Source organism: Bradyrhizobium sp. Kon58 (assembly GCF_055807455.1).
Window position 1 is genome coordinate 461,170 of the sequence record NZ_JBVVOT010000002.1, and the last position, 24,096, is coordinate 485,265.

Consider the following 24,096-nt stretch of genomic DNA (forward strand, 5'->3'; position numbering starts at 1 on the left):
CATCGGACCAAGCAAGGCACATGCCGCCGCGTTCCGGAAGGCGCCCTTACCCATCCCAGGAACTCTGTTCTTGGCCGGAGAACCACGGAGAGGTCTCGCGCCGCCGCCGGGCGGTAGCGCGTGCGTTTGCGGGATAGCTGTGCGCGATCCGGGGCTTACCGACAGATTTAGCTTTGCCTGGAATATTATGCTGCCCAGCATGTTCTCAGTGATGGAAGTGAATCGTGGGAGAAGGCCATGAATCACAGGGGCATCGAGTTCACCGTCGCCAAGACGGCACTTCCCGGCATCTGGCAGTGGCAGTTCCGGATCGGCGAGCAGATCAAGACCGGCCGGACCGAGACCAAGATCGATCTCTTGGCGATCCGGCGGGTGCAGCTGCGCATCGATCGCGAGCTGAAGGCGATCGGGCGCGACACGGCCTGAGCGGCAAGCCTAAACGGCAGGACCGAGATCGGCGGCGGCTGGCGCGCCCCGGCGCGCCGCAGCCGTCATGGCCTATAGGACGCAGCGGCGCCCATGGGACTATTCCGTAGCCGACCGGAATTGATCTGCCGACGGTTTGGGATTGGACTGCCCGCGATTATGGCCGTGGGGACGGAGCCATCAGGCGCGATCGGTGCGAACCATGCCGCTCTACTTCTTTCGAATCCGGAGCGGCAGCTATTCCGGCTGTGCCGACCAGGCGTCGGAATTTGCAAATCGCGATCTGGCCTGGAAGGAGATGACCAGCGTCTGCGCCGACATGGCCGCCGGCATCGCCCGCAAGCTCCAGGAAAATTCCGAATGGCACATGGAGCTGCTGGACGAGGCCAAGGAGCCCGTGTTCCGGATCCGCATCACATCGGAAACCTTCGAATAGGGGCCGGCCCTAATCCGCGCTGGGCAGCCGCCGCATGGTGAATTCGATGTCGCCGCCGGGCAGCTCGCGCCAGGTCTCGACCGCGCTCATATAGCCGGCCTTGGGGTAGCGGGCGAAGAAAGCCTGGGCCCTCTCCCGTGCCGCCGTGCGTGGCAACGTGAAGGTCTCGCGCAGATAACCATCGCCGGCCCTCGCGCCGGCCTTGCCGCCCATCTTGCGACGGCGCGCCATCCGCTCGGCGAGATCTCGCGGACGATCGGCCATGTCCCGCCTCCTTTACGCAATACGCTCTCGCGCAATGTAGGAAGCAGGCCGGCCGAAGTGGAGTCCCGGCCGCCTCCGATCGGGCAGAAGGTCAATTGGCAGTCGTGCCGGATTTCTTCTTCGGCGCACCGGTCGCGGCCGATGCCTTTGGCGCCGCCGCCTGCTTCGGCGGGTCGGAGCGCATGCCACCCCAGGGATCGTTGGAGGCCTTGGAGTCCGGAATCTTCTTCAGCGTTTCCTTGTAGGCCCTGTCACGCTCCGCTTCCGCAGCCTTCTCCTCAGGGGTCTTGCCCGGACCTTCCTGCAGCAAATTGAGATTGGGCATTTGCGCAGAGGCCGGTCCCGCCAGCACGGTCGGTCCCGCCAGAACAGCCAGCACCGCGGCCATACGGAAAAGCTTCATCATCGACTCCTTGATCATCCATGCGGCGCGGGTCGCCCGCGCCTTGTCACCCCTGTCACAGCCGCAGGGGCCGCTCGACCCGCTAGAGCCGGTCCGATTTGCACGATTTCGGCGCGTGGAGCCAGTCGTCCCAGATCGGGCCGCATTTGGTGCACCCGTTCAGCAACAGGCCGAGCCCGGCCAGACAAAACACGAGGACATACCGACGCAACATCACCCACCCATACCCACTCCGTGGCATCATACCGGGCGAAGTCAGGCATTTTCAAGCCGACGGGACCCGCGGCAGTCCGGGTGACTTTGCCGCGCCGGTCCGCTCGGAATGCCGAACAGCCGGCAACACGGAGGAAACGACAGCAATGCCATCGCAGCCAGAAGCCGAGTTCGGCATCACTGAAGCCAGACGCATCCTCGGCGAGGTCTTTGCGCCCTGGGTCCAGGATCTCAACCTGTCGGTCGAGCGCATCGAGCACCTGCCGCCGCCGGACGTGCCGGACTGGCAGCCGGCAGCGCTCCTGCGCATGCCGTTCTCGGAGCGCCTGTGTCGCAACGGCGGCGTGGTCTGCGGCCAGGCGCTGATGGCGCTCGCCGATACCGCCATGGTGATTGCGAACCTCGCCGCCAACCGCGGCTATCGTCCGATGACGACGGTCGACCAGACCACGCATTTCATGCGCGCAGTCTCCTCGTCGGACGTGCTGGCCGACGCCCGCGTGGTGCGACTCGGGCGCACCATGAGCTTTGGCCGGGTCACGCTGCTCTCGGCCACCGACAACAAGCCGGTGGCGATGGTGTCGAGCGCGTTCGCGATGCTGCCGGGGTGAGCATCAAAGAGGAAAGCCGCGTGAGCACAAAGCGCACCGCGGCTCTCGATGGCGTCATGTCGAGACAGGAAGCGCTATCGCGCTTCGCGCCGTCACGCGGGAGAAGTTACTTGCCGAGCACTTCGTCAGCCGCCGTGACGATGCTGACGTTCGGATTTTTTCCGCAATAGCTGCCGAACTGCTTGGCGTTCTCGACGAACACGTCGGTGTCGATGATCGCGTTCTCTTCATCGCCCTTGTACCAGCCATCCATCCAGGTCAGCACCATCTTGATGGTGTCGTCGCCGCTCTCCAGGAACTGCTTGCAGCTCATGGTCGCGAGATCGAGCTTGGTGGCGTGGGCGGGCATGGACGACAGCGAGAGCGCTGCGGCGAACAGAAGCGAGAACGTGGTCTTCATCAATATCTCCATCGGCGCGTAGCGCCACAAAGGAACGGCTTGGGGGAAAATCCGCGGAGTGACTTCCGCTTCGACGTCGTAAACGAAATCTGAAGCGCAGTGCAAGTAGCGCCAGTATTGAGTTTAGTTCAACGTAATTTCTATGCACTACTTCACAAATATCATTATGGATTAACGCGGATGATCGAGAAGCGTGCAGCGCAGCGTTACCGTGTTTTCAAGGGTGGAACGATCACCTTTGAAAATTGCGGCATCACGTGCACGGTGCGAAACATGTCGGCGAACGGCGCCGCAATCGACCTCGATGCCCTCGTCACAGTGCCGCAATCGTTCACGCTCGCGATCGCGCGCGACAATTTCGTGCGCAAATGCCGCCCCGTCTGGCGCAGCGAGAGGCGCATCGGCGTCGCTTTCGAACAGTAGTGCGCATGATGTGAACGATCGTTCGCATCGCGCGCGCGATGCTGCGTCATGTTCGCGCGATACGACGTCGGCGACGCCAGCGCAGGCTTACAACCACGAGCGCGACAATCGCGAGCGCGATCGCCGATGATGCTGCAAAAAATCGTCCACCGGGACGATCGATGGTACGCGACCATAACGACGGCCCCTCGCCCGGCCGCGCCAGGCGAAACGCAACGACGCTGTCGCCAATCGAGGTGCCTGCCTCGGAGTGGCCGCCGGCGCCGATGGCAACATACTGCTCGCCCTTCCAGAGATAGGTCATCGGATTGGCGACTCCGGGCACCGGCAGCCGGCCTTGCCACAGCTCCCTTCCGCTTCGCGCATCGAAGGCGCGCAAATAGGCGTCCATCGCGCCGGTGAAAACGAGCCCGCCTGCCGTGACCGCGAGCCCGTTGACGAGCGGCGCACCCCATGGCAGCGGCACGCCGAGCGGGGCGAGATCCTCGGTGGTGCCCACCGTCGAACGCCAGAGGATCTTGCCGGCCTTCAGATCGACCGCGACCATCTCGCCCCAGGGCGGCTTGTTGCAAAGAAGCCCGAGCGGCGACATTGCCACCGCACGTGACATCGCAAACGGCGCACCATTCTGCTGGCCGAAATCATGACCGGGCGGAGGCTCGAATCCGGCCGCCTCCGCCCGCGGAATCAGCTTGATGAGATGAACGGCCCGGCTGGTGTTGGCATAAAGGATCTGGTTGACGGGATCGAAGGCCGCACTACCCCAGTTGACGCCGCCGCCGGTGAAGGGAAACTCCAGCGTGCCTTGCGTTGAGGGTGGCGTGTACAGGCCCTCGTTGCGCGCCTCTGCGAACTGCTTCTCGCAAGCTGAGCGGCGCAGGCCCGGAACGAGCGAGAGCGCATCCTCAGCCGAGATTTTTTGCGACATCAGCGGTGGCACATGCGTCGGGAATGGCTGCGTGGGCGACAGCCGTTCACCTTCCGCGGCCCCCTGCGGAACGCTGCGCTCCTCGACCGGCCACACCGGCTTGCCGGTGTCGCGATCGAGCACGAAGACAAAGCCCTGCTTGGTCGGCTGGATCACGACATCGCGCTGACCTTCGCCGGTGTCGATGCGCGTGAGCGTCGGCTGCGCCGGCAGATCGTAATCCCAGACGTCGTGATGCACGGTCTGGAATGCCCATACGAGCGCGCCGGTCTCGATGCGCAACGCGACCACCGAATTGGCATGCTCGTTATCGCCAGGCCGCATGCCGCCCCAGAAATCCGGCGACGGCGAGGACGTCGGCAGGAATACCAGTCCGCGCGCCGCGTCGACCGACATCGGCGCCCAGACATTGGCGTGACCGGCTTCGATGCCATCGCGCTTGAGCGGCTCGAAGGTCCAGCGTGGCTGACCGCTGCGCGCGTCGAACGCGCGCACGATTCCGCTCGGTGCGTCGACGCGGCGGTTGTCGCCGATCGCGGAGCCGACCACGACGACCCCGCGGCCGACCGCCGGCGGCGAGGTGATCTGGAATTCGCCGGGCCATTCCAGCTTCATGCCAATATCGGGCCTGACTTCACCGCCCTCGCCGAAGCCGGCACAGGGGATTCCCGTCTTCGCATCGAGCGCGATCAGGCGAACATCGTTCGTGCCCATGAAGATACGCGATCGACATGCGGCATCTACAGGCGCCTGATCGTCGATCCAGTAAGTGACGCCGCGGCAGACGTAGCGATTGGCGGGACGCTGGTTGATCGCGATCTTCGGATCGTAGCGCCATTTCTGCGCGCCCGTGCCGGGATCGAGCGCGATCACCTCGTTGAAAGGCGAGCAGAAGACCAGGCTGTCCTCGACGAACAGCGGCGTCGCCTGGAATTTGGTTCGCCGCATCACCCCGGGTGGCCGCGCCGCGAGATCGCCGGTGTGGAATTCGAAGGCCGGAACCAGGTTGCCGACATTGTCGGGCGCGATCTCTCGCAATGGCGAGAAGCGCGAGCCGCCGGGATCGCCACCCCAGCTCTCCCAGGCGATGCCTGGCCGCGACGAAAACAAGAGGAGCGTGATGAGAGCGGCCAAATAGCAGGAGCGGGTCGCCAGCGCCCGCCTCACCTATTTCGGCTTCTTGGCAGGTTCAGGCGGACGCGCCCCGCTCCACGGATCGTACTTCTCCTTGGACTCGGGAATGCGCTCGAGTGCGGCCTTGTAGGCCTTCTCGTCGACCTTGGGCTTGTTGTCCGCCTTCTGGCCGCCCTCGTTGGGCTGACGCCTGCCGCCGCCCATCTGCGCCTGCGCGGAGGCAACCGCCAGCGCCAGCACCGCGGCCGCTATAACCAAAATCCTCATGGGCGCAATCCCCCCTCGTCTGGGGCACAAACTAGCCGGCAATTATGGAATAGCCAATGCTGCGGGCTCCAGGGCCTGAGGAAATCTTGGCTTCGGGAAATGCTGGCTTCAGCAAATCTTGATCGGCCGGGTCTTCGTCGGATCGCATTCGTGCCTATTTTGGCCCGCAGGGGACCTTCACGGATGTTGCGGATCATTGTTCATGCCGCGCTGCTGGCCAGCGCGCTCGCGCTCGGGGCCTGCGGCTTTGCGGACAGCCGCGCACCGGTGCCCGAGTTCATGCGCATGAAGGAGGCCGAGCAGCCTCCGCCCGAAGCGCCCCCCGACGTCAAACGCGTCGTGCGCGAGCAGATGGAATTCGTCTTCCTCAGCACGTCCTATCCGCGTGAGGTGCATGTCGCCACGCCCCATCGTGAGGTGCGGGGACCGGGCTGGACAGCCTGCGTCCGCGCCCAGCTCACCTCGGCGACCGGATCGCCGCTCGGGCCACAGACCTACATCGTGACCATATCAGGCGGAAAGGTGGTCGATCGTCGCCGCGCCGAAGTGGACGATATCTGCGGATCGGAAAGCTACGAGCCGATCTAGGAACAAATCACGCCGACAAGCGATCCGGTTCCGGGAAAAACCTGTAGTTCTGCCGGAACGATCGCCGCCTCCCCTTCTTGTTACCGCCGAGGGCAGTTTCGAGGAGGACATGATGAGGACATTCACGATTGCATTGCTGGCTGGCGTCGGAGCCTTGGCAGCGGTGAGCGGCGCGAAGGCCGCCGACGTCTACACGACCAGCGAATACACCAGCCCCGATCTCGTCCAGCAAGTGCGGCTGGTCTGCGACGATTCCGGCAATTGCTATCGGACCCGCGGCGGTTCGCGCGTGATCGTGCGCGACTCCTACGCAACCATGCCGCGCGACCGTTACTACGAGCGCCGCACCTATCGTGACTGGGACGATGGTCCGCGCGGCGGCGTCGGCATCCGCGCGCCCGGCGTCAGTGTTGGCGTCGGTGTCGGCGATCGCTGGTAGTCGATGAAGCCATGACAGGCAGGACCGGACGAGACAACTCGCCCGGTCCTGTCCATGTCAGGTTTCGAGCGGATCTGTCGGCGTGACGACACGCGTTGCCGACGGAAGCTGCGCAATGAAGCGGGCGAGCACCATGCCAGCACACACTGCGGCGACGAAGATGAATGCGGAGGCCGAACCAAATCCGAGCGCGGTCAACGCCGGGCCTGGACAAAAGCCTACAAGGCCCCAGCCGATACCGAAAATGGCGGGACCGGCGATAATTCTCGGATCGATATCCTTTCGCGTTGGGACATAGAAGCGATCGGCGAAGACAGGCCGCGCCAGTTTCAAGACCCGGCTGAAGCCGATGAAAGTGACCGCGACCGCGCCGGCCATCACGAAAGCGAGGCTTGCATCCCACGTTCCTGCCGGGATGCCGCCAACGTCCAGGAAATTCAGGACCTTTGCCGGGTTCGACATACCTGAGACGATGAGGCCAAGGCCAAAGACCACACCGATCCCGAATTGAATGAGGATTGTCATCGCGGTCAGCTCCAGTGCCGCATCACGAAGACGGTCGCCATGCCGGCCGCCATGAAGGTCATGGTCGCGACCAGCGATCGCACCGACAACCGCGACAAGCCACAGACGCCGTGGCCGGAGGTGCAACCGCTGCCCCACACCGCGCCAAAGCCGGTGAGCAGTCCCGCGACAATCAGAAGCGGCGTTCCGGCGGCGATCGTTTGCGCCGGCAGGCTTCCGGTGACAAGGCGCACCAGGGCGGGCGCGATGACGAGGCCCGCGACGAAGGCGAGCCGGCCGGCGAATTGCCGATCCTCGTAAGGCGGAAACAGCCGCGCCGCGATTCCGCTGACTCCCGCGATTCGCCCCGTCATCCACATCAGCAGCACGGCGGACAGGCCGATCAACGCGCCGCCAAAGAGCGACGCAATCGGCGTAAAAGGTGTGACGACCATGATGATCCTCCGGGTCGAGAGCAATTCTGTCGTATCCACGGCGGATGCTCAACGAGACGTTAATATTACCACTCGAATTGGAGCGGCGTCCCAACGGTATTTTCCAATCTTTGCGCTAAGCATGGCCTCCTGAACGGGGACGACGGGACGTGGTCGATATCGCGCACCAGGCTGCGATCAATCCGGCATCGGCAAAGCCTGCCGCGGCCTCGCGCGCGCGTGTCCCACTTACGGCGATCGAACCCGGCCAGTGGCGCGCACTCGCGCAGCGCGCGATCGAGCCGAACGGATATTACCTGCCGGGCTGGGAGCTCGCTGTCAGTGCAACCGCGCGCGGCCGCACCGATGCCTCGGCGCTTGCCGCATACGATGGATCGCGGCTGATCGGGCTGATGCCGGTGATCTCGCTCTGGCGGGCATGGAAGATCCCCCTGCCCGCGCTGGTGAGCGCCCATCCCTACGGCACGCTGTGCAGCCCGCTGATCGACCGCGATGCCCCGACCGAGGCAGCGACGCGCCTGTTGCAGCACGCCCGCGCGACCGGAGCGCATGCGCTCGTGCTGAACGATGTGGCGCTCGATGGGGCGGCAATGACCGCCCTCAACCGGATTCTGAAGCGCGACGGCCTGAAGCCGCGCCTCCTGAGCTCCTACATCCGCGCCAGCCTCGACGCGACCCAGGACGGTGAGACGCTGCTACGCGACGCGCTCGGCACCAAGAAGCTCAAGGAGCTACGCCGCCAACGGCATCGCCTCGAAGAACACGGCGCAGTCGTGTTCGACGTCGCGCGCAGCCCCGACGAGATCAGGCCGGCGCTCGAGACATTTTTGCAGCTCGAAGCCAGTGGCTGGAAGGGCAAGCGCGGAACCGCGCTGGTCCAGCATGCCGGCGATGCAATCTTCATCCGGCGCGCCGTTCCCGCGCTGGCAGAAACCGCGCAATGCGAGATCGTCACTCTTCGCGCCGGCGCGACGCCGGTGGCCGCCGGCATCGTGCTGCGCCATCAGGATCGCGCTTTCTTCTTCAAGCTCGGTATCGACGAGCGCTTTGCCAGATATTCGCCGGGCGTGCAGCTCACGCTCGAGCTCACCCGCCGCCTTTGCGCCGATCCGGCCATCGCCAGCGCGGATTCCACGGCGAGCGCAGATCACCCTATGATCAACCCGATCTGGCGCGGGCGCTTCGCCGTCGGCGACGTCCTGATACCGTTGCGGCGGAATGACCCCATCGTGGCGCTCGTTCATGGAGCGCTCGCGGCGCACGGCATCGCCTACGCGGCGGCGCGCCGCGCAGTTCGCCTGCTTCGTAAATAGGATAACTCCTACTCCGCCGCCTGGGCGTTGATCTCCGCCGAGACCTCGCGGATGGCGCGCGCGAGCATGTTGGGATCCTGCGCGCCGGAGACGGCGTATTTTTGCGCGAACACGTAGGTCGGCACGCCGGAGATGCCCTTCTCGGCGGCTTCCTGCGCGTCCGCCGATACGCGGGCGACGTCCTCGTCGGTCGCGAGGCGCTTGCGCATGTCGGCGGCATCGAGGCCGACATCGGCAGCCGCCTGCACCAGCACGTTCAAATCGGTGAGGTCGCCGCCGTCGCGGAAGTAGAGCTCCATCAGGCGCTGCTTCATCTCGGGCGCCTTGCCGATCGCCTCGGCCCAGAGGATCAGGCGGTGGCAGTCGGTGGTGTTGGGCTGACGCGCGACAAGCTCGGGCCGATAGACGAGCCCCTCTTCGCCCGCGGCCGCAACGACGCGTCCCGCAATGCCCTTGTAGGCCTCGACCGAGCCGAACTTCTTGGTGAGATACTCCTCCCGGCTGATGCCCTCGGACGGCACCCACGGGTTAAGGAAGAAGGGACGGAAATTGAGCTTGACCGGAACGTCGGGCACCAGCGCCAGCGCACTCTCGATCCGGTGCTTGCCGATATAGCACCAGGGGCATACCACGTCGGAAACGACGTCGATCTGGAGCGGCTTTAGGGTGCTCATGAGCGCCTCCTTCGGGCGTTGCGGGTTCGTGGCCAAAGATAAGCCGAACCCATGCCGAGGCAAGGCCGCTAGCCCATGGCTGCTGCCATTTGTCGGAGCCGCTCGGCAGTGCGCTCGTCGGCCGGGAAGAAGGTTTCCAGAGCCAGCTCCGACAGCGTGATGTCGACGGGCGTGCCAAACACCATGGTGGTGGAGAAGAAACTGAGTATCTCCCCGTCGTGGCGCAGCTTGAAGGGGATCGCGACATTGTCGCTCGACAGCGGCGCCGCGCGCGCCGGGATCGGATAGCTCTTCAGGTCGTTGTACAGCTTGATCAGCTCGGGATCGGCGGTCGCCTCGCATTGCCTGTGCAGCCGCTCCAAAAGATGCCCGCACCATTCCGCGAGATTGACCGTGCGCGGCGCCAGCGCCTCCGGATGGAAGGCGAGCCGCAGCACGTTGAAGGGCTGGCCGAGCAGTCGCTGCGGAATGCCGGCGAGCAGCGGCGCCAGCATGCGATTGGCCGAGACCAGATTCCAGTGCCGGTCATAGGCGAGCGCCGGATTGGGCTCGTGCGCCCTAAGGACGAGGTCGATCGCCTGGCGAGCTGATTTCAAGGCGGGATCCTCCAGCGGGCGCTGCGGAAAGGCGGGGGCATAGCCGGCGGCGACCAGCAGCACGTTGCGTTCGCGCAAGGGCACGTCGAGCCGCTCGGCGAGTCTGAGCACCATGTCGCGCGAGGGTGCGGCACGGCCGGTCTCGACGAAGCTCAAATGCCGCGCCGAGATTTCGGCCTCGCCGGCAAGATCGAGCTGGCTCATGCGGCGGCGCTGCCGCCATTCGCGCAAATGGTCGCCGATATGAATCGGTTGGCTGCGTTCGGCCTGCGCCGTGGATGCATGTGCGTTCATGGTTGAGAACCTACCACGCAGATTTCGGCCCTTCCATTACGTCGGAGGTAATCGAATTGGTCCTCGGGCCGGCGCATCTTGGGTCGCAACAGGAGACGACCATGATCGCACTGCTGCTCTACCGGACCGTCACAGACCAGCTAGTTCCCTGGGCCATGGCGCTCGCAACCCGGATGCTGGCGCGCAGCCTCAACATGCCCGAGCCGCTGGTGCATTCGACCGGCGACTACGTCGTCGCGCAGGTCACGGCCTTCGAGCACAGCGTCGGCAGGAGCCTCTGCCCGTTCCGCCTCGCCCGCCTGCTTCGGGCCTGGTGGCGCGGATTGCACTGAGTTTCACCTCGAGCCCACCCCAACCATGGAGACCCACGATGATCGACGCATCCACCTTCCTTCGCCGCGCGCTTCTTGCCGACGCGATCTTCAGCGGCGTCGCCGCTCTCGGCTTCACGTTCGGCGCCAGCGCGTTCGCCTCGCTGTTCAACCTGCCCGAAGCGCTGCTGCGCGAGACCGGCCTGTTCCTGATCGCCTACACGGCGCTCGTCGGCTGGCTCGCCTCACGCGCCTCCGTGGCAAAGCCGCTCGTGCTGCTGGTCGTCGTCGGCAACGCGGCCTGGACGGTCGGCAGCATTGCGCTGCTGCTCTCGGGCGCGGTGTCGCCGAACCTTGCCGGCGAGCTCATGGTCGTGGCACAGGCGATCGCGACCGGCGTGTTTGCCGAACTGCAATATGTGGGATTGCGCAGGAGCGGGAGTGTGCTGGCTGCCTGAGGCTGAACAGAGCACAACCACGGAGCCGGCTGCGCAAGTGCAAACTAGGCCCGCGCGCGGCCGTTCGCCTTGCCAACAGCGACGCCGTTGAGCTTCTTCTTTTTGGCGGCCTTCGCCCCCGCCTTCTGCGCTTTGCGCTCCGTGCGCGCCTTCACCTTGGCGCGCTCGGCCCGCGCCTCGGCGCGCAGCTTCTTGCGCTTCTTCTCGCAAGATTCGCACTTGCAGCCGATCGGCTTCAGGTAGGCTTTGAAATAATCGGTGCCGTAGTCGTAATTGATCTCGTCGCCCGGCTCGATGTTCTTGATGGCGCGGATGAAGACCTTGCGCTCGCGCGGCCGGACGTCGGATTCGGCGTTGGGCCGGCACGAATGGTTGATGTAGCGCGCGAGGTTCTTGCGCACCGAGCCGTCGATGGTCCAGCGGCCGTTGAGCTCGAACAAATATTTGTTCTCGATGTCGTCGTGCTCGGGAATCCGGGAGTCCAGGATCGGTCCGTAATAACGGATGATCCGGGTGCCCTTCTTGATCGGCTTGGTGGCGAAGAGGCCGAGCCCGGTTTTCGAGCGGCCGACGCGATAAGGTTTGTTGGACGAGGTGGCTGGCATGATCACGAAAAACGAGGACGCGAACGAGGCTGAAAGAGCCCAAGCGAAGCCGCTCTTCTAGAACGATTCCGCGCCGCTGTCAGGTGTCTGTCGACCCAGTTTGAACCTTGCCCACAATCAAGACGTCTGACGGTACGGAGTTCCCGCTCGACCAAAGGCGTCGTCATGTTCCGCATCACCACTGCAACCTTCGCCATATTGCTCCTGGCCATGTTGCTGATGTGCAGCGGTCTCGGCCGCGCCGACGCCCAATCCGTGGGCAGCCAATATACCTCGACGGCCCCGAAGGATTGCCGCCAGATCGGCAAGCCCAGCGAGCTCGACGGCAGCACCACGCGGGTCTGCAAGGGCAAGGATGGCCTCATGGTCCTGATCGCCGAGGATGATCTTCGTGAGGTCGTCTCCGTCGGCCGCAATCGCAAGGCCGCGGCCCAGGAACCGGCGGCAAAAGTCTGGTTCGCTCCGTTCAACTCGTCCGAGACCACCGTCGAATGGCGCACCGCGGGGGCCAAGCCGTTTGCGATGATCCAGCGCTGGCACATCGCCGATGGCACCGATCCCGACAAGCAGGGGCGGCCGAACACCAAGGCCATGCTCATCGTGACCCGGCTGCCACCCGGCCCCGTCTGCCACGTCGCCTATGTCGACGCGATTGCCAACCCGAACGCCAATGAGCTGGCCCGCAAGGCGGCAGACGAGTTCGCCCCCAGGTTTACCTGCGGCAAGGACGAGGTGAAGATCATCGGCGCACGCGGCCGCGCGGTCGAGCTCGCGACGATGCGGTAGGCGCTCGCTGACAATCAATCAGGGACCCGGCAACTTCCCCGTCACCGGCGACATCAGCATCGCCTCGAGCAGGCGTTCGGGAGTCGTGCCCTCGGGCAGGCGCCCCAGAATATCCTCCAGCCGCCCATCGAGCAGCAGCATGGTAAAACCGTGCACCATCGACCAGGCGCGCGCGATGGCGGCGCCCTGATTGAGCGTCAGCGCGTCGCCGCTGATCTGCTCCTGCCGCATCATGCCGACGGCATTGGCGAGCCCGGCGAAGGACGCCTCGGCGGCCTCGTGCAGCGAAGGCCTGGAATAGTCCAGGCGCTCGGTGCGGAACATGATGCCGTACATGCCGGGATGAGCCTGGGCGTAGGCGACATAGGCTTTCGGCCGTGCCAGCGCGCGCTCGAGCGGGGTGGTGGCGCTGTCAGAGGACGAGGCCATCGCCGCATTGAACTGGCGGAAGCCGACCGCCGCGAGCTCACTGAGAAGCCCGGTGAGGTCGCCGAAATGATGGGTGGGCGCCGCATGCGAGACCCCCGCTTCGCGCGCCACCGCGCGCAATGTCAAGCCGGCGAGCCCGTCCCGCTCCAGCACCCGTTCGGCGGCCTGGAGCAGCGCCTCGCGCAGCGCGCCGTGGTGATAGGGCGCCTCGGACTTGACGCTCGCCGGGCGTCGCGCGGGACGCGCCGGAGCGCTCGCCTTCTTTGGAGTGCGCGCACCGCGCGCGGTTTCTGTCCTGATTTCGCTCTTGCCCATCGGCCAGCTATAGGACGCCATATTGACAGTGTAAAGATTTCGCTTGACCAAGCCCCCTCGTACGGCTATTTGATCTTTACGATGTAAAGATAAAGGAGGGATACGCCGTGCAGCAGGACGCCGTTGCCGAACGCCGCCACAATCTCGGTCCGATCCCGTTCGAGGCCGACGCGCCTTTCCTGAAAATCATCGGTGAATTGCCGCGCGACCTGAACGGCACGCTCTATCGCAACGGCCCCAATCCGCAGTTCGACTCGCCCGGCGCGCACTGGTTCGTCGGCGACGGCATGCTGCACGCCTTTCATCTCGAGAACGGGCGCGCCAGCTATCGCAACCGCTGGATCCGCACGCCGAAATGGCTGGCCGAGCACGATGCCGGCCGCGCGTTGTTCGGCGGCTTCGGCCGCAAGCTGTCGGATGCGCCGGCGAACCTGACCGATGGCGGCGTTGCGAATACCAACATCATCTTCCATGCCGGCAAGCTGCTTGCGCTAGAGGAAGCGCATCTGCCGACCGAGATCGAACCGGGCACGCTCGCAACGCGCGGCTATCACAATTATCACGGCCGCGTCGCCGGCAGCTTCACGGCGCATCCCAAGCTCGATCCCGTCACGGGCGAGCTGGTGTTCTTCGGCTACAACGCCGCGGGACCGCTGACGCCCACCCTCTCCTACGGCTCGATCGATGCGTCCGGCAAGGCGACGCGCTTCGAACGCTTCGAGGCGCCCTATGCCAGCATGGTGCACGACTTCATCGTCACCGAGAACCACGTGCTGTTTCCGATCCTGCCCCTCACCGGCAGCATGGAGCGGGCGATGACCGGACGGCCTCCCTACGCCTGGGAGCCGGACAAGGGCGCCTATGTCGGCGTGATCAAGCGCAAGGGCAGCGCGAAGGACATCGTCTGGTTTCGCGCTGAAGCCTGCTATGTCTTCCACGTCATGAATGCGTGGGAGGACGGTGACCGCATCATCGCGGACGTCATGCAGTTCGAGCAAGCGCCGCTGTTTCCGCATCCCGACGGGCGGCCGACCGACCCGGAGAAGTCGCGCGCCCGCCATTGCCGCTGGACGTTCGATCTCTCAGGCGACACCGACCGCTTCCAGCAGACCTATCTCGACGATCTCACCGGCGAATTCCCGCGCATCGACGACCGCCGCGCCGGATTGAGGAGCCGTCACGGCTGGTACGCCTGTGCCAATCCGAAGCTGCCGATGTTCGGCGCGCTCTCCGGCGTCGTCCATGTCGATGGCAATGGAAAGCGCCTCGGCCATTATCTGCTGCCGGCCGGCGACACCATTTCCGAACCGGTGTTCGTCGAGCGGTCGAAAGATGCGGCGGAAGGCGATGGCTGGCTGCTGGCGGTGGCCTGGCGCGCGCGGGAGAACCGCAGCGACCTCGCCGTGTTCAACGCCGGAGATGTCGAGGCCGGCCCCGTCGCGCTGGTGCAGCTCGGCCATCGCGTGCCCGACGGTTTTCACGGCAATTGGGTCGGCGCGCGCTAGCTCCTCTCGACATCGCTGATGTCACCAAAGGCCTCTTCATGCATATGCCATCGATCGCCGCGGACCGCCTCGCTGTCCTGATCGTGTTCCTGATCTGCGCCGGGATCACGCTCCAGATGATTCGGCCGCGGCGGGGCGGCCTAACCGTCTTCAACGGCGGTATCGTGCTCGCCTTCGTCCTCTCGACCGCCTGTGCTTTACCTGTGCTGTCGCACCTGCCCTGGGCCGGCTTCATCGACGAAATGGCAGACCAAGCCATTGCAGTAATTCAATTTTTAGAAGTAGCTTACGTCATTTTGACACTGTAAAGATTTTGCTTGACCCCGGCTCGCTCCCGACCTAATCTTTACATCGTAAAGATAAGGCCTGACCGAGGCGAACCATGGCGATTTTCCTGATCCTCGCGCCCTACGGCGCCTTCACTTTCCTGATGCTGATGACCTCGGCCATGATCAGCGTGTTCGTGGCCTCGGCAATCTGTCTTGTTACCGGCTCGATCGATGTCGTGCGCGGTCGCTCGGTGAAGATCCTGGCTATGGGCTCGGCGCTGCTGTTCGCCGCAATCGGCCTCCACCTCGCGCTGTTCGACCCGGCGCTCGGCACACTCGGTGTCAAGCTGTCGGTCGACATCGGCATCTTCGTCATCTCGCTCGGCTCGATGCTGGTCCGCCGTCCCTTCACGCTGCAATACGCGCTCGAATCCGTGCCGGCCGAGATCGCGGCAATGCCCGGCTTCCACTATGCCAACTACGTCATCACCGGCGCATGGACCGCGGCTGCACTGCTGATGGCGGCCGCCAATCTCGTGCTGCTCTATGTCCCCGGCCTGCCGCTCTGGTCGAGCCTCGCGGTCGCCTTCGCCGCCCGCAACAGCGCGATCTACTTCACAAAATGGTATCCTGAATATCGGCAGATCAAGTACGGTGCGCCGGCCAGCGCGTTGCCCACCTCCCGCTGAACAGGATCGACGATGAAGGACGTATTCGCCCGCCTCGCCTCCGACCTCTTCTCCGCCATCGTCTTCCTGGTCATCTACCTCGTTACCGACAACGTCGTCCTGGCAACGTCGGTGGCGATTGCCGGGGCGATCGCGCAGGTGATCTACGCGCGCGTCAAGGGACAGCAGCTCAATTACATGACCTATGCGAGCGTCGCGCTCGTCGTCGTGCTCGGCACGGTCACGCTGCTGACCAACGATCCCCGCTTCATGCTCGCAAAGCCCTCGATCGCGCATTTCGCGATCGGCGCCATCATGCTCAAGCGCGGCTGGATGCTGCGCTACATGCCGAAGATGGTCGTCGAGACCGTTCCGGAATATGTGACGGCTGCTGGCTATGCCTGGGCCGCGCTGATGTTCGTGATCGGCGCCGGCATGATCGCCGTCGCCTCCACAGGCGATCTGAAGCTGTGGGCGTTCTACATCACGGTGGTCGCGGGCGGCGCCAAGATCCTCGCCTTCGCCGTGCAATATGTCGTGCTTCGCCTCATCGTCACCAGCCGACTGCGCGCCGCCGCCCGCGCCTAAATGCCTCCAACGGGGCGTTAGGCGCGGGCGGCGAGTTGCGCTATACGCTCGGCCGGGACTGGTCCGCGGATCGTCGCGGTCCGCCGGGATCTTGGGAGACGCGAATGGCCGTCGACGGCAACTGGACTCTGACCCTGACGACACCCATGGGCGAGCGTAAGGCGACGCTGAGCCTGACGGCTGCCGGCGGCACGCTCACGGGGACGCAGGGTGCGGAAGGCGATACAGCCGAGATTTTCGACGGCACCGTCAGCGGCGATGCCGTCAACTGGAAGGTTTCGATCACCAATCCGATGCCGTTGACGCTCGAATTCATCGGAACCGTCTCCGGCGACAACATGAGCGGTGAGATGGGCATCGGCCCGATGGGCAGCTTCCCGTTCACCGGCACGCGCGCCTAAGCCGCGCGGCAACCGTGCGCGCGCTCGGTCTCATCGCGGCGACGATCCTGTGTGTCGCGACCCAAGCGGCGCGCGCGGACGATGCCGAACCGGCGTGGCGGGCAAGCGCGCTCGCCATGCTACCGGCAGGCTATGTCGCCGGCACGGCCTATCGAACCGAAGGTTCGACGGGCTACATCGCCGCTATCCGGCCTCCTCCAACGATCCGAAGTCACCTGCAAGCGTGTTCGTCGCGCGCCAGGCTCTCGTGGTCGCGCTGACGCCGGATGCGACGCGCGCAGTCTCGGCCGAATTGAAGCCGCGTAGCGGGCCGGATCCTGACAACGACGACACCGAGTTCGCAAAGCTGCACGCCGATCTCGCCGCCAGGCGTTCAACGCTTCCCGACGGCACCGAGCCCTGTGATTTCGGCGCCTGGTCCGTCGACAAGGATCCTGACGGCCTCAACGTGCGTGCTGAACCATCGATCAAGGCGCGTGTGCTCGGCACGCTTCCGCCGCCCTACCGGCTCAAGCTCGGCGGCAGCGAGAACACGCCCGACGGCGGCTGGCTCACCGAATTCCGCATCATCGGCTTCAAGAGCGGCTGGTTTCTGATCAAAGGCGCCAAGCCGCCCGGCAGGGACTACGAGGACAACAAGAAATATCCGCGCAGCGCGCCAAAGCCCTATGCCGGACGCGGCTGGGTCGCCTCCAACAAGGTCGGCGCGTCCTACGCCAATGGCGCGACACGCATGGGCGGCCTGTTCCAGGCGCCCTTCGTCGATGCGAAATGGATGCCGGCCCAGCGCGAGCTCGGCGGCCCGATCGACACCGACGGCGGACCGAAGCACATCTTTGCCTGCAGCGGCCTGTGGGGCCTTGTCGAGAGCCAGGACGGCGTTCGCGGCTGGTGGCGCGGGCTGTGCTCCAACCAGGTCACGAATTGCAGCTAGCTCTTGGGGGCAAACTTAGCGTCAAGCACTCTGACGAGCTAACAAGAGAGGCTTAGTACCACATCTGCATGTCGTCCTCATGCCATTGGGACATCAATCGCCACCCGGTTAAATCGAACGGATAGTGCTTCAGCGACGTCCCCGCAAAAGCGGGTGCTGCGCCGGTCACTAGAGGCAGCAACCCATCCGTTCCTAGACCCATCCAGGCCTAGCGCGGTCACGCGGAATCAAGTCCTTCGACCTAGCTTGCCACGGAAATTGCCGGTTGGTGCACCTGGTTAGCCTGGAAGGCGTACCAGTCATTCAGCGATCGCTGCGTAGTCTTTTCCTTCCAGCTAGTGCGGCCATTATCATTTCGGTCCAATATCACAGCAGAAGCTGCGCTCGGGCTGTTAAAAAGAACATCAGAAGTGAAAAGCAAGACTTTGGGATTATCTGTCTTAACGATCTTTCCTTCGCGAATTAGTCGCTCTCTTAGCTGGCTATACACGTTGATCTTACTGTCGTTCTCACCTCGGGCTTTTGACCCAGCGAGAACCAATATTTCGCCATTTGACTCCAACCCCTCGGCTTCAATCCCAAATGTGTTGTCCCTCAAGACGACAGCAATTGTGGACGGCCCACTGGTTGCGGAGGCCGTATCCTGTTGGATTGTAGATTTTGCATTTGGTTCAGCATTTTCGGGGCGCGCTACGGCGCTCGAAGTATGGACTGCACGACTGGCCAGCGTGGTAGGCGCAAATAGTTCTACGCCCAATGCGGGAAGCAACACCGCGATCTGATCCGAGAAGTACAGCATATCTGAGATGTCGGATTCAGGAATACTCTCGTAAATCTTTGTCTTAACGTTTTCTAACTTCACGCGACCAGCGACCTTTGCTCGATCGATGATTTGCGACTCAAGAAAAAGACCATGCGCTTTGGTGAGATTCTGATCCTTACTCGTGATGACACAAGCGTAGTCCCAATCGAACATATCTTTGCTATTGGCATGCTGCCGCAGCCGGTCGCCCACGTTGTCCGATTCCCCTACATAGGCCTGCAGTCGACCAACCTCTTCTTCGTCATTTCCGATCAGAAGATATACACCCGTGCGACTAGATTCCTTTCTCTCGAGAAATTGGCTAAGCAAGGACCGAGGTACACGCACTAACTGACCGGACCAATTAATTATTTCAGCGATCACAATCCCTGACGGCGTTCCGTCTACGAGGAATAGGCGAAGCGTTTTTCCCAACGATTTCATTCTACTTCCTACTTCCCTCAGCCCAGATTCAATTCCTTGAAGAAGTCGTTGCCCTTGTCGTCGATGATGATGAACGCTGGGAAGTCGACGACCTCGATGCGCCAGATCGCTTCCATGCCGAGCTCGGGATATTCGAGCACCTCGACCTTCTTGATGCAGTGCTCGGCGAGGTTCGCAGCCGCGCCGCCGATCGAGCCGAGATAGAAGCCGCCATATTTCTTGCAAGCCTCACGCACGGCTGCCGCCCGGTTGCCCTTGGCGACCATCACCATCGAGCCGCCGGCGGCCTGGAACTGATCGACGAAGGAATCCATGCGGCCCGCAGTGGTCGGGCCGAACGCACCGGAGGCGTAGCCCTCGGGCGTCTTGGCGGGGCCGGCGTAATAGACCGGATGGTTCTTGAAATAGTCCGGCAGCGGCTCGCCCTTGTCGAGCCGCTCGCGCAGCTTGGCATGCGCGGAATCCCGCGCAACGATCATGGTGCCCGTCATCGAGACCCGCGTCTTGGTCGGGTACTTCGAGAACGTGGCAAGGATATCCTTCATCGGCTGGTTGAGGTCGATCTTGACGACCTCGCCGCCGAGCGACTGCTCGACCTCAGGCAGATACTGCGCCGGGTTGTGCTCGAGCTCTTCGAGATAGACGCCGTCCTTGGTGATCTTGCCGAGCACCTGGCGATCGGCCGAGCATGACACGCCGAGCCCGATCGGGAGCGAGGCACCGTGACGCGGCATGCGGATCACGCGCACGTCGTGGCAGAAATATTTTCCGCCGAACTGCGCGCCGACGCCGAGCGACTGCGTCATCTTCAGGATCTCCTGCTCCATCTCGAGATCGCGAAACGCATTTCCGTCGGGCGAGCCGTGGGTCGGCAGCGCGTCGAGATAGCGAGCCGACGCCAGCTTCACCGTCTTCATGCAGAGCTCGGCCGAAGTGCCGCCGATCACGATGGCGAGGTGATAAGGCGGGCACGCCGCGGTGCCCAGCGTCAACACTTTCTCCTTGAGGAAGGCGAGCAGCCGGTCCTTGGTCAGCACCGAGGGCGTGGCCTGGAACAGAAAGCTCTTGTTGGCGGAGCCGCCGCCCTTTGCCATGAACATGAACTTGTAGGCGTCATCGCCTTCGGCGTAGATCTCACACTGCGCCGGCATGTTGTTGGCGGTGTTCTTCTCCTCGTACATCGACAAGGGCGCGACCTGCGAGTAGCGCAGATTGCGGCGCAGGTAAGCATCGCGCGCGCCCTCCGACAGCGCCGCCTCGTCGTCACCGTCGGTGATGACGTTGCAGCCTTTCTTGCCCATGATGATCGCGGTGCCGGTGTCCTGGCACATCGGCAGCACGCCGCCGGCGGCGATGTTGGCGTTCTTGAGAAAGTCCAGCGCGACGAACTTGTCGTTCGGGCTCGCCTCGCCGTCCTCCAGGATCGCGCGGAGCTGCTTCAGATGACCCGGCCGCAGATAATGGTTGATGTCGCCAAAGGCGGCTTCCGACAGGTCCCGCAGCGCCTCGCGCGACACCACCAGCATGTCTTTCCCCAGCACCTTCTCGACCCGCACGCCCTCGGCTGTGATCTTCTTGTAGGGCGTCTCGTCCTTGCCCAGCGGAAACAGCGGCGTGTGCTTGTAGGGCGGAACGGGCTTTGCGGGGTCGGGGAAGGCGGTGGGAGCGTTCATGGGCTGGAATCTCGGGGTTTTGGAGCCCTCGCATGAGCCCCTTTCATAGAAGCGTTCTAAGCTTTTTTGCCGCAAAGGGAAGGCGCTCTGGTGCGGTCTGGGCATCCCGATTCGACGCATGGCGAGCTTTTTTGGCGGCTGTCGGCGGACACGAGGCCCTCATGACGCCAGTGAAGACCCTGGATGCACCCCTTGCGCTACGCGCCCGACGACGGTTGAATGCGCCCGCTAAGGGGCTTTTCATCATGACATTGAACTTGCACGTCCGCGGCGCGATCTTGGTCGCCGCCGCCATCACCGGCCTTGTGACCTTCGCCGCACCCGCGCGCGCGGACCGCTGCGACGACAGCGCCAAGGAGCTGGCGAACCAAGTCGATCGCCTCAAGGTGAATTTCCGCGCCGCGAATGTCGTCTACCTGACGCACCCCGCGGCCAAGGAATTGTCCGTGGCTTGCCGTGGCGACAAATATTCGATCGAGCTCTATGCCAAGGGCGATCGCAAGCCCAAGCCGGAGTTCTTTGCGCTGGTGGGGTCGATGGCGGCGATCGTCTTCACCGTGACCAGGGACGATACGACGACGGGCGCGACACGCTGCCTGAAGCGGATGGGACTCTTGCGCGGCGACAAGGTCAGCATGCGTTACCGGCGTCTCAACATGGAATGCACCCGCACCAAGACGGATGCGTCCATCGCGATCACGCGCGGCAAGGACGAATAGGCGGGGCGACCCCGCTCTTTCCACGCACTCCGTCATTGCGAGCGAAGCGAAGCAATCCAGACTGTCTCTGCGGTGACAGACTGGATTGCTTCGTCGCAAGAGCTCCTCGCAATGACGAGGAGAGGTCCGAGAGCACATTCTACCGCACCAGATCCCTCGCATTTTAACGATTGGCTTGAAGGAAATTTCGCTCCTCGCGGCGCAGTGTCAATGTTTCCATGTGCGAGGATTTCTGGATGAGCGTTTCTACCGTTTCGCCGCCGCCGATCGCGATCGTGGTGCCGAGCTACGACACGACCAAGCAGCAGGACGATCAGATCAAGACCAAGGACAACGACCCGACCTATAAGCCGCCGCCGCCTGCGCCGCTGCCGCCGGGTCAGGGTACGCGGATCGATCAGCTCGCCTGATCAGCCGCGTCGAAGATGAAATGCCCGATCCGGTCGATCGGGCTTTTCGCGTGTCCGGCCGCATCTTCGCCGGATAGCAGGACCAATATCGTGCGCGGCTATCTGAGACCTGCGCATGATCGCAAGACTGCTGTTGCAGAGCACGATCACCACCGCCGCCATGGGCGCGCTGCTGTTCGTGTCCGCCGGAACCCTGCATTGGCCGTCGGCCTGGGTGTTCCTCGCGACCTCCGCCCTGCTCGGCCCGCTCGGCGGTTGGTGGCTGTACCAGGTCGACCCCGCACTGCTCGCCGAACGCCTGCGGCCGGTCCTGCAAAAGGATCAGCCCGCCGCGGACAAGGTGTTCATGACCGTCTTCGTCCTCACGATGCTGGTCTGGCTGGCGGCGATGGGGCTCGACCGGCGCATGCTGTCCTCCGACATGCCGGTGGCGCTGCAGATGCTGGGCCTCGCCCTGTTCCTGCTCTCGACGCTGTTCATCCTCTGGGTCTTCCGCGAGAACTCGTTCGCGGCGCCCGTGGTGAAGCTGCAAGCCGAGCGCGCGCAGCGCGTGATCTCGACGGGGCCCTATGCCCATGTGCGTCATCCCATGTACAGCGGCATGATCCTGTTCTTCGCCGGCGTGCCGCTGCTTCTGGGCTCATGGTGGGGACTTCTGATGGCGCCGCTGTTCATCGCATTATTTGCCATCCGCATTCGCATCGAGGAGCGCACGCTGCGCGAGGGCCTGCCGGGCTATGCCGACTATGTGACGCGCGTGCGCTATCGGCTGCTGCCTGGCGTATGGTGAGCGCGCAACACCCCCTCGGCACCTTCGGACCGGCTATCCATCCAATTCGCGGTAGCGGCGGAAGATGCCCTGCTCGTTGAAGGCAATGCGGCGGCGGCTTTCGAGATAGGCCTTGATGTTCGGCCGCGCCGCGACGCGCTCGTGCAGGCCGACGAGGCCCGGGATATCTGTCTCGAACGCCTTCATCCGCTTCGGAAACGCATAGCGCAGCCCCGCGACGAGCTGGAACAGCGAGAGATCGACATAGGACAGCTTGCGGCCGGTGAGATAAGCGCCGCCATTGTCCTCAAGGAGCTGCTCGAAATAGCCGAGATATTTCGGCACGCGCTCGCCCCAGAAGTCGGCCGTGCGCTTCTTTGCCGGCGGTTTCTGATCTTCGTAGTAGAGCGAGGGCCCGAGCGGATGATGGGTGTCGTGAATCTCGACCACGAAATCGGTGATCGTGAGCTGGAGCTGATGCACCCAGAGTTGACCCGCCTCCGACTTCGGGGCAAGGGCGTGGCGGGCGCCGAGATAGAGCAGGATGTTCGCGGTCTGGCCGATGACGAGCTTACCGGCCTTGAGGAACGGCGGCGCAAAGGGCGGCGTGCCCTTGTGCGCGTCCATCATCTTCATCATCGCAGCTGTGCCGCGTGGGCCGCGCGCCACGTCGATGTAAGCCGCGCCCGCCTCCTCCAGCGCCAGCCGCACATATTCACCGCGGCCCTGGATCTCGGGCCAATAATAGAGCTCGTATTTCATGGAAACTGTCCGTGATTGCGTGGTGGCGAGTGTAGCACGCAATCACGAACGCCATGACGGCGGAGCGAGTTCCGCGTCTCAATTCGACGCGAAGCAATACAGCAGCCCGTCGCCGCCGGTGCTCTTCAGATCGGCCTGCGAGCAGCCGCCGTCGGGACCGCGCGAGGGATGCGAGCTGTTCCACGATTTCGACGGCTCGTCATCGCGCAGGCCTTGACGATCGGCATGGCCGACGACCGCCGCCCCTTGCGTGCTCGACGTCCAGTTCTTGCAGGTCTTGTCGTCACCCGCGGGAAATGCGCTGCCGTCGGCTTGCGAACCCGTGAGGATGTCGTGCCGGTTCGGCGTGTCGCCGCGGCCGTTGATGACCTCGCCCTTCTCGCTCAGCGCGGTCTGCTTGGTGAGGTTGTTGGCCGCGCCGTGCAGGTCGGCAACGTCCTTGGCGATTGCAGCGCCCTTGGCGTTCTGCCATGGTCCCTTGCCGATGCGGTCGCGCGCGTTGACGGCCGGCTTGCCGTCGGCAGCCTGGGTCGAAAGATAAGCGCGCCAGGTCTTACTACCGGCGCCGCCGGCCTGGGCCAGCTTTTGGCACTGCGCATCGGCCCCCTCCAGGCCGCCGAGATCGGCGCCTTTGCCAGGACCGCTGGAAGTCACGAAGAACGTCATGTCGGCCGACTGCGCCTGCGCCGATGGCGCCGCAAGCAAGGCTGCAGCGAGCGCAAGACCTGAAATCGTCACGGTTCTCTCAATGCGGATCATCCTGTCCTCCCTTTGTGTTGTCGTTGGCCGCCAGATTTCAACCCGACGCAGCCCCGCTTATTCCGATGCCGCGATGCGAGACCCCCAAAAGAAAAAGGCTCCATGCAAGAAGCACGATGCC

The 24,096-nt window shown here is 63.9% G+C and carries 33 protein-coding genes and 1 pseudogene; 19 read left to right on the forward strand and 15 right to left on the reverse strand.

Annotated elements, in window-relative coordinates; all coding sequences use genetic code 11:
• The first annotated feature begins 237 nt into the window (after positions 1–237).
• Entirely contained in the window at positions 238–426 is a 189-nt protein-coding gene (locus AC0L20_RS06025) for a hypothetical protein (RefSeq protein WP_473287808.1), read from the forward strand.
• A 202-nt stretch (positions 427–628) separates the two neighbouring features.
• Positions 629–862, forward strand: coding sequence for a DUF6894 family protein (locus tag AC0L20_RS06030; RefSeq protein WP_473287809.1), 234 nt, complete (start codon positions 629–631; stop codon positions 860–862).
• Positions 863–871: 9 nt separating this feature from the next.
• On the opposite strand, the gene AC0L20_RS06035 is transcribed toward AC0L20_RS06030, so the two are convergent.
• The gene (locus AC0L20_RS06035; RefSeq protein WP_473287810.1) at positions 872–1,126 is read right to left on the reverse strand and encodes a hypothetical protein; all 255 of its coding nucleotides are present in this window, start codon (positions 1,124–1,126) and stop codon (positions 872–874) included.
• A gap of 91 nt (positions 1,127–1,217) precedes the next feature.
• Positions 1,218–1,529 (reverse strand): hypothetical protein, encoded by a 312-nt coding sequence (locus AC0L20_RS06040; RefSeq protein ID WP_473287811.1) that lies wholly within the window; start codon positions 1,527–1,529, stop codon positions 1,218–1,220.
• Between the two features lie 359 nt (positions 1,530–1,888).
• On the opposite strand from AC0L20_RS06040, the gene AC0L20_RS06045 reads away from it, so the two are divergent.
• Positions 1,889–2,353, forward strand: a complete 465-nt coding sequence (locus AC0L20_RS06045) for a PaaI family thioesterase (protein ID WP_007612196.1) — start codon at positions 1,889–1,891, stop codon at positions 2,351–2,353.
• A 106-nt stretch (positions 2,354–2,459) separates the two neighbouring features.
• Here AC0L20_RS06045 and AC0L20_RS06050 read toward each other — a convergent pair whose 3' ends face one another.
• Positions 2,460–2,753, reverse strand: coding sequence for an HdeA/HdeB family chaperone (locus tag AC0L20_RS06050; RefSeq protein WP_007602202.1), 294 nt, complete (start codon positions 2,751–2,753; stop codon positions 2,460–2,462).
• Between the two features lie 180 nt (positions 2,754–2,933).
• On the opposite strand from AC0L20_RS06050, the gene AC0L20_RS06055 reads away from it, so the two are divergent.
• On the forward strand, positions 2,934–3,176 hold the full coding sequence (locus AC0L20_RS06055) for a PilZ domain-containing protein (RefSeq protein WP_456769183.1): 243 nt from the start codon (positions 2,934–2,936) through the stop codon (positions 3,174–3,176).
• A gap of 46 nt (positions 3,177–3,222) precedes the next feature.
• Here the strand turns inward: AC0L20_RS06055 and AC0L20_RS06060 are convergent, their stop codons facing one another.
• Together AC0L20_RS06060 and AC0L20_RS06065 are read right to left on the reverse strand one after the other, a co-directional pair.
• Positions 3,223–5,271, reverse strand: coding sequence for a pyrroloquinoline quinone-dependent dehydrogenase (locus tag AC0L20_RS06060; RefSeq protein ID WP_473287813.1), 2,049 nt, complete (start codon positions 5,269–5,271; stop codon positions 3,223–3,225).
• Positions 5,272–5,505, reverse strand: coding sequence for a hypothetical protein (locus tag AC0L20_RS06065; RefSeq protein ID WP_007602200.1), 234 nt, complete (start codon positions 5,503–5,505; stop codon positions 5,272–5,274).
• Between the two features lie 183 nt (positions 5,506–5,688).
• Between AC0L20_RS06065 and AC0L20_RS06070 the strand changes: the two genes are divergently transcribed.
• Positions 5,689–6,093, forward strand: a complete 405-nt coding sequence (locus tag AC0L20_RS06070; RefSeq protein WP_473287814.1) for a hypothetical protein — start codon at positions 5,689–5,691, stop codon at positions 6,091–6,093.
• A gap of 109 nt (positions 6,094–6,202) precedes the next feature.
• On the forward strand, positions 6,203–6,532 hold the full coding sequence (locus tag AC0L20_RS06075) for a hypothetical protein (RefSeq protein WP_018456387.1): 330 nt from the start codon (positions 6,203–6,205) through the stop codon (positions 6,530–6,532).
• Positions 6,533–6,589: 57 nt separating this feature from the next.
• Here the strand turns inward: AC0L20_RS06075 and AC0L20_RS06080 are convergent, their stop codons facing one another.
• Together AC0L20_RS06080 and AC0L20_RS06085 are read right to left on the reverse strand one after the other, a co-directional pair.
• Complete coding sequence (locus AC0L20_RS06080; RefSeq protein WP_473287815.1) at positions 6,590–7,057, reverse strand: DUF6691 family protein; 468 nt, start codon at positions 7,055–7,057, stop codon at positions 6,590–6,592.
• Between the two features lie 5 nt (positions 7,058–7,062).
• Positions 7,063–7,491: a YeeE/YedE family protein gene (locus AC0L20_RS06085; RefSeq protein ID WP_473287816.1), complete on the reverse strand. Its 429-nt coding sequence runs from the start codon at positions 7,489–7,491 to the stop codon at positions 7,063–7,065.
• A gap of 149 nt (positions 7,492–7,640) precedes the next feature.
• Between AC0L20_RS06085 and AC0L20_RS06090 the strand changes: the two genes are divergently transcribed.
• Positions 7,641–8,804, forward strand: coding sequence for a GNAT family N-acetyltransferase (locus AC0L20_RS06090; RefSeq protein ID WP_473287817.1), 1,164 nt, complete (start codon positions 7,641–7,643; stop codon positions 8,802–8,804).
• Between the two features lie 8 nt (positions 8,805–8,812).
• Here the strand turns inward: AC0L20_RS06090 and AC0L20_RS06095 are convergent, their stop codons facing one another.
• Together AC0L20_RS06095 and AC0L20_RS06100 are read right to left on the reverse strand one after the other, a co-directional pair.
• Positions 8,813–9,478, reverse strand: a complete 666-nt coding sequence (locus AC0L20_RS06095) for a DsbA family oxidoreductase (protein ID WP_456769176.1) — start codon at positions 9,476–9,478, stop codon at positions 8,813–8,815.
• A 68-nt stretch (positions 9,479–9,546) separates the two neighbouring features.
• Positions 9,547–10,368 (reverse strand): helix-turn-helix domain-containing protein, encoded by an 822-nt coding sequence (locus AC0L20_RS06100; RefSeq protein WP_473287818.1) that lies wholly within the window; start codon positions 10,366–10,368, stop codon positions 9,547–9,549.
• Positions 10,369–10,469: 101 nt separating this feature from the next.
• Here AC0L20_RS06100 and AC0L20_RS06105 point away from each other — a divergent pair, with 101 nt between their 5' ends.
• Both AC0L20_RS06105 and AC0L20_RS06110 read left to right on the forward strand, forming a co-directional pair.
• Positions 10,470–10,700: a hypothetical protein gene (locus AC0L20_RS06105; protein ID WP_026233166.1), complete on the forward strand. Its 231-nt coding sequence runs from the start codon at positions 10,470–10,472 to the stop codon at positions 10,698–10,700.
• A 38-nt stretch (positions 10,701–10,738) separates the two neighbouring features.
• A complete protein-coding gene (locus AC0L20_RS06110; protein ID WP_018456396.1) occupies positions 10,739–11,137 on the forward strand; it encodes a hypothetical protein in 399 nt (132 codons plus the stop codon).
• 44 nt (positions 11,138–11,181) lie between these two features.
• On the opposite strand, the gene AC0L20_RS06115 is transcribed toward AC0L20_RS06110, so the two are convergent.
• Positions 11,182–11,742, reverse strand: coding sequence for an SET domain-containing protein (locus AC0L20_RS06115; RefSeq protein WP_027567622.1), 561 nt, complete (start codon positions 11,740–11,742; stop codon positions 11,182–11,184).
• 165 nt (positions 11,743–11,907) lie between these two features.
• Between AC0L20_RS06115 and AC0L20_RS06120 the strand changes: the two genes are divergently transcribed.
• Positions 11,908–12,528 carry a hypothetical protein gene (locus AC0L20_RS06120; RefSeq protein ID WP_473287819.1) on the forward strand — a complete coding sequence of 207 codons (621 nt, stop codon included), beginning with the start codon at positions 11,908–11,910 and terminating at the stop codon, positions 12,526–12,528.
• An 18-nt stretch (positions 12,529–12,546) separates the two neighbouring features.
• Here AC0L20_RS06120 and AC0L20_RS06125 read toward each other — a convergent pair whose 3' ends face one another.
• On the reverse strand, positions 12,547–13,272 hold the full coding sequence (locus AC0L20_RS06125; protein WP_473287860.1) for a TetR/AcrR family transcriptional regulator: 726 nt from the start codon (positions 13,270–13,272) through the stop codon (positions 12,547–12,549).
• A 107-nt stretch (positions 13,273–13,379) separates the two neighbouring features.
• Here AC0L20_RS06125 and AC0L20_RS06130 point away from each other — a divergent pair, with 107 nt between their 5' ends.
• The 6 genes and pseudogenes from AC0L20_RS06130 (at position 13,380) to AC0L20_RS06155 (ending at position 17,637) form a co-directional block, all read left to right on the forward strand.
• A complete protein-coding gene (locus AC0L20_RS06130) occupies positions 13,380–14,777 on the forward strand; it encodes a carotenoid oxygenase family protein (protein WP_473287820.1) in 1,398 nt (465 codons plus the stop codon).
• 38 nt (positions 14,778–14,815) lie between these two features.
• The gene (locus AC0L20_RS06135) at positions 14,816–15,085 is read left to right on the forward strand and encodes a hypothetical protein (RefSeq protein ID WP_473287821.1); all 270 of its coding nucleotides are present in this window, start codon (positions 14,816–14,818) and stop codon (positions 15,083–15,085) included.
• Between the two features lie 74 nt (positions 15,086–15,159).
• The gene (locus AC0L20_RS06140; RefSeq protein ID WP_473287822.1) at positions 15,160–15,735 is read left to right on the forward strand and encodes a hypothetical protein; all 576 of its coding nucleotides are present in this window, start codon (positions 15,160–15,162) and stop codon (positions 15,733–15,735) included.
• Positions 15,736–15,747: 12 nt separating this feature from the next.
• Positions 15,748–16,302: an inner membrane-spanning protein YciB gene (locus AC0L20_RS06145; protein ID WP_473287823.1), complete on the forward strand. Its 555-nt coding sequence runs from the start codon at positions 15,748–15,750 to the stop codon at positions 16,300–16,302.
• A gap of 104 nt (positions 16,303–16,406) precedes the next feature.
• Entirely contained in the window at positions 16,407–16,703 is a 297-nt protein-coding gene (locus AC0L20_RS06150) for a hypothetical protein (protein WP_247362543.1), read from the forward strand.
• A gap of 14 nt (positions 16,704–16,717) precedes the next feature.
• A pseudogene (locus AC0L20_RS06155) lies at positions 16,718–17,637 on the forward strand (SH3 domain-containing protein).
• Positions 17,638–17,878: 241 nt separating this feature from the next.
• Here AC0L20_RS06155 and AC0L20_RS06160 read toward each other — a convergent pair.
• Both AC0L20_RS06160 and AC0L20_RS06165 read right to left on the reverse strand, forming a co-directional pair.
• Positions 17,879–18,883: a GIY-YIG nuclease family protein gene (locus AC0L20_RS06160; protein ID WP_473287824.1), complete on the reverse strand. Its 1,005-nt coding sequence runs from the start codon at positions 18,881–18,883 to the stop codon at positions 17,879–17,881.
• 17 nt (positions 18,884–18,900) lie between these two features.
• Complete coding sequence (locus AC0L20_RS06165) at positions 18,901–20,556, reverse strand: fumarate hydratase (RefSeq protein WP_473287825.1); 1,656 nt, start codon at positions 20,554–20,556, stop codon at positions 18,901–18,903.
• A 245-nt stretch (positions 20,557–20,801) separates the two neighbouring features.
• Here AC0L20_RS06165 and AC0L20_RS06170 point away from each other — a divergent pair, with 245 nt between their 5' ends.
• The 3 genes from AC0L20_RS06170 (at position 20,802) to AC0L20_RS06180 (ending at position 22,475) form a co-directional block, all read left to right on the forward strand.
• Positions 20,802–21,275, forward strand: a complete 474-nt coding sequence (locus AC0L20_RS06170) for a hypothetical protein (RefSeq protein ID WP_473287826.1) — start codon at positions 20,802–20,804, stop codon at positions 21,273–21,275.
• 236 nt (positions 21,276–21,511) lie between these two features.
• Positions 21,512–21,685, forward strand: coding sequence for a hypothetical protein (locus AC0L20_RS06175; protein WP_007612258.1), 174 nt, complete (start codon positions 21,512–21,514; stop codon positions 21,683–21,685).
• 115 nt (positions 21,686–21,800) lie between these two features.
• Entirely contained in the window at positions 21,801–22,475 is a 675-nt protein-coding gene (locus tag AC0L20_RS06180) for a methyltransferase family protein (RefSeq protein ID WP_473287827.1), read from the forward strand.
• Between the two features lie 33 nt (positions 22,476–22,508).
• Here AC0L20_RS06180 and AC0L20_RS06185 read toward each other — a convergent pair whose 3' ends face one another.
• Positions 22,509–23,216, reverse strand: coding sequence for a glutathione S-transferase (locus AC0L20_RS06185; protein WP_473287828.1), 708 nt, complete (start codon positions 23,214–23,216; stop codon positions 22,509–22,511).
• 78 nt (positions 23,217–23,294) lie between these two features.
• Positions 23,295–23,975 (reverse strand): lectin, encoded by a 681-nt coding sequence (locus tag AC0L20_RS06190; protein ID WP_473287829.1) that lies wholly within the window; start codon positions 23,973–23,975, stop codon positions 23,295–23,297.
• Positions 23,976–24,096 lie beyond the last annotated feature (121 nt).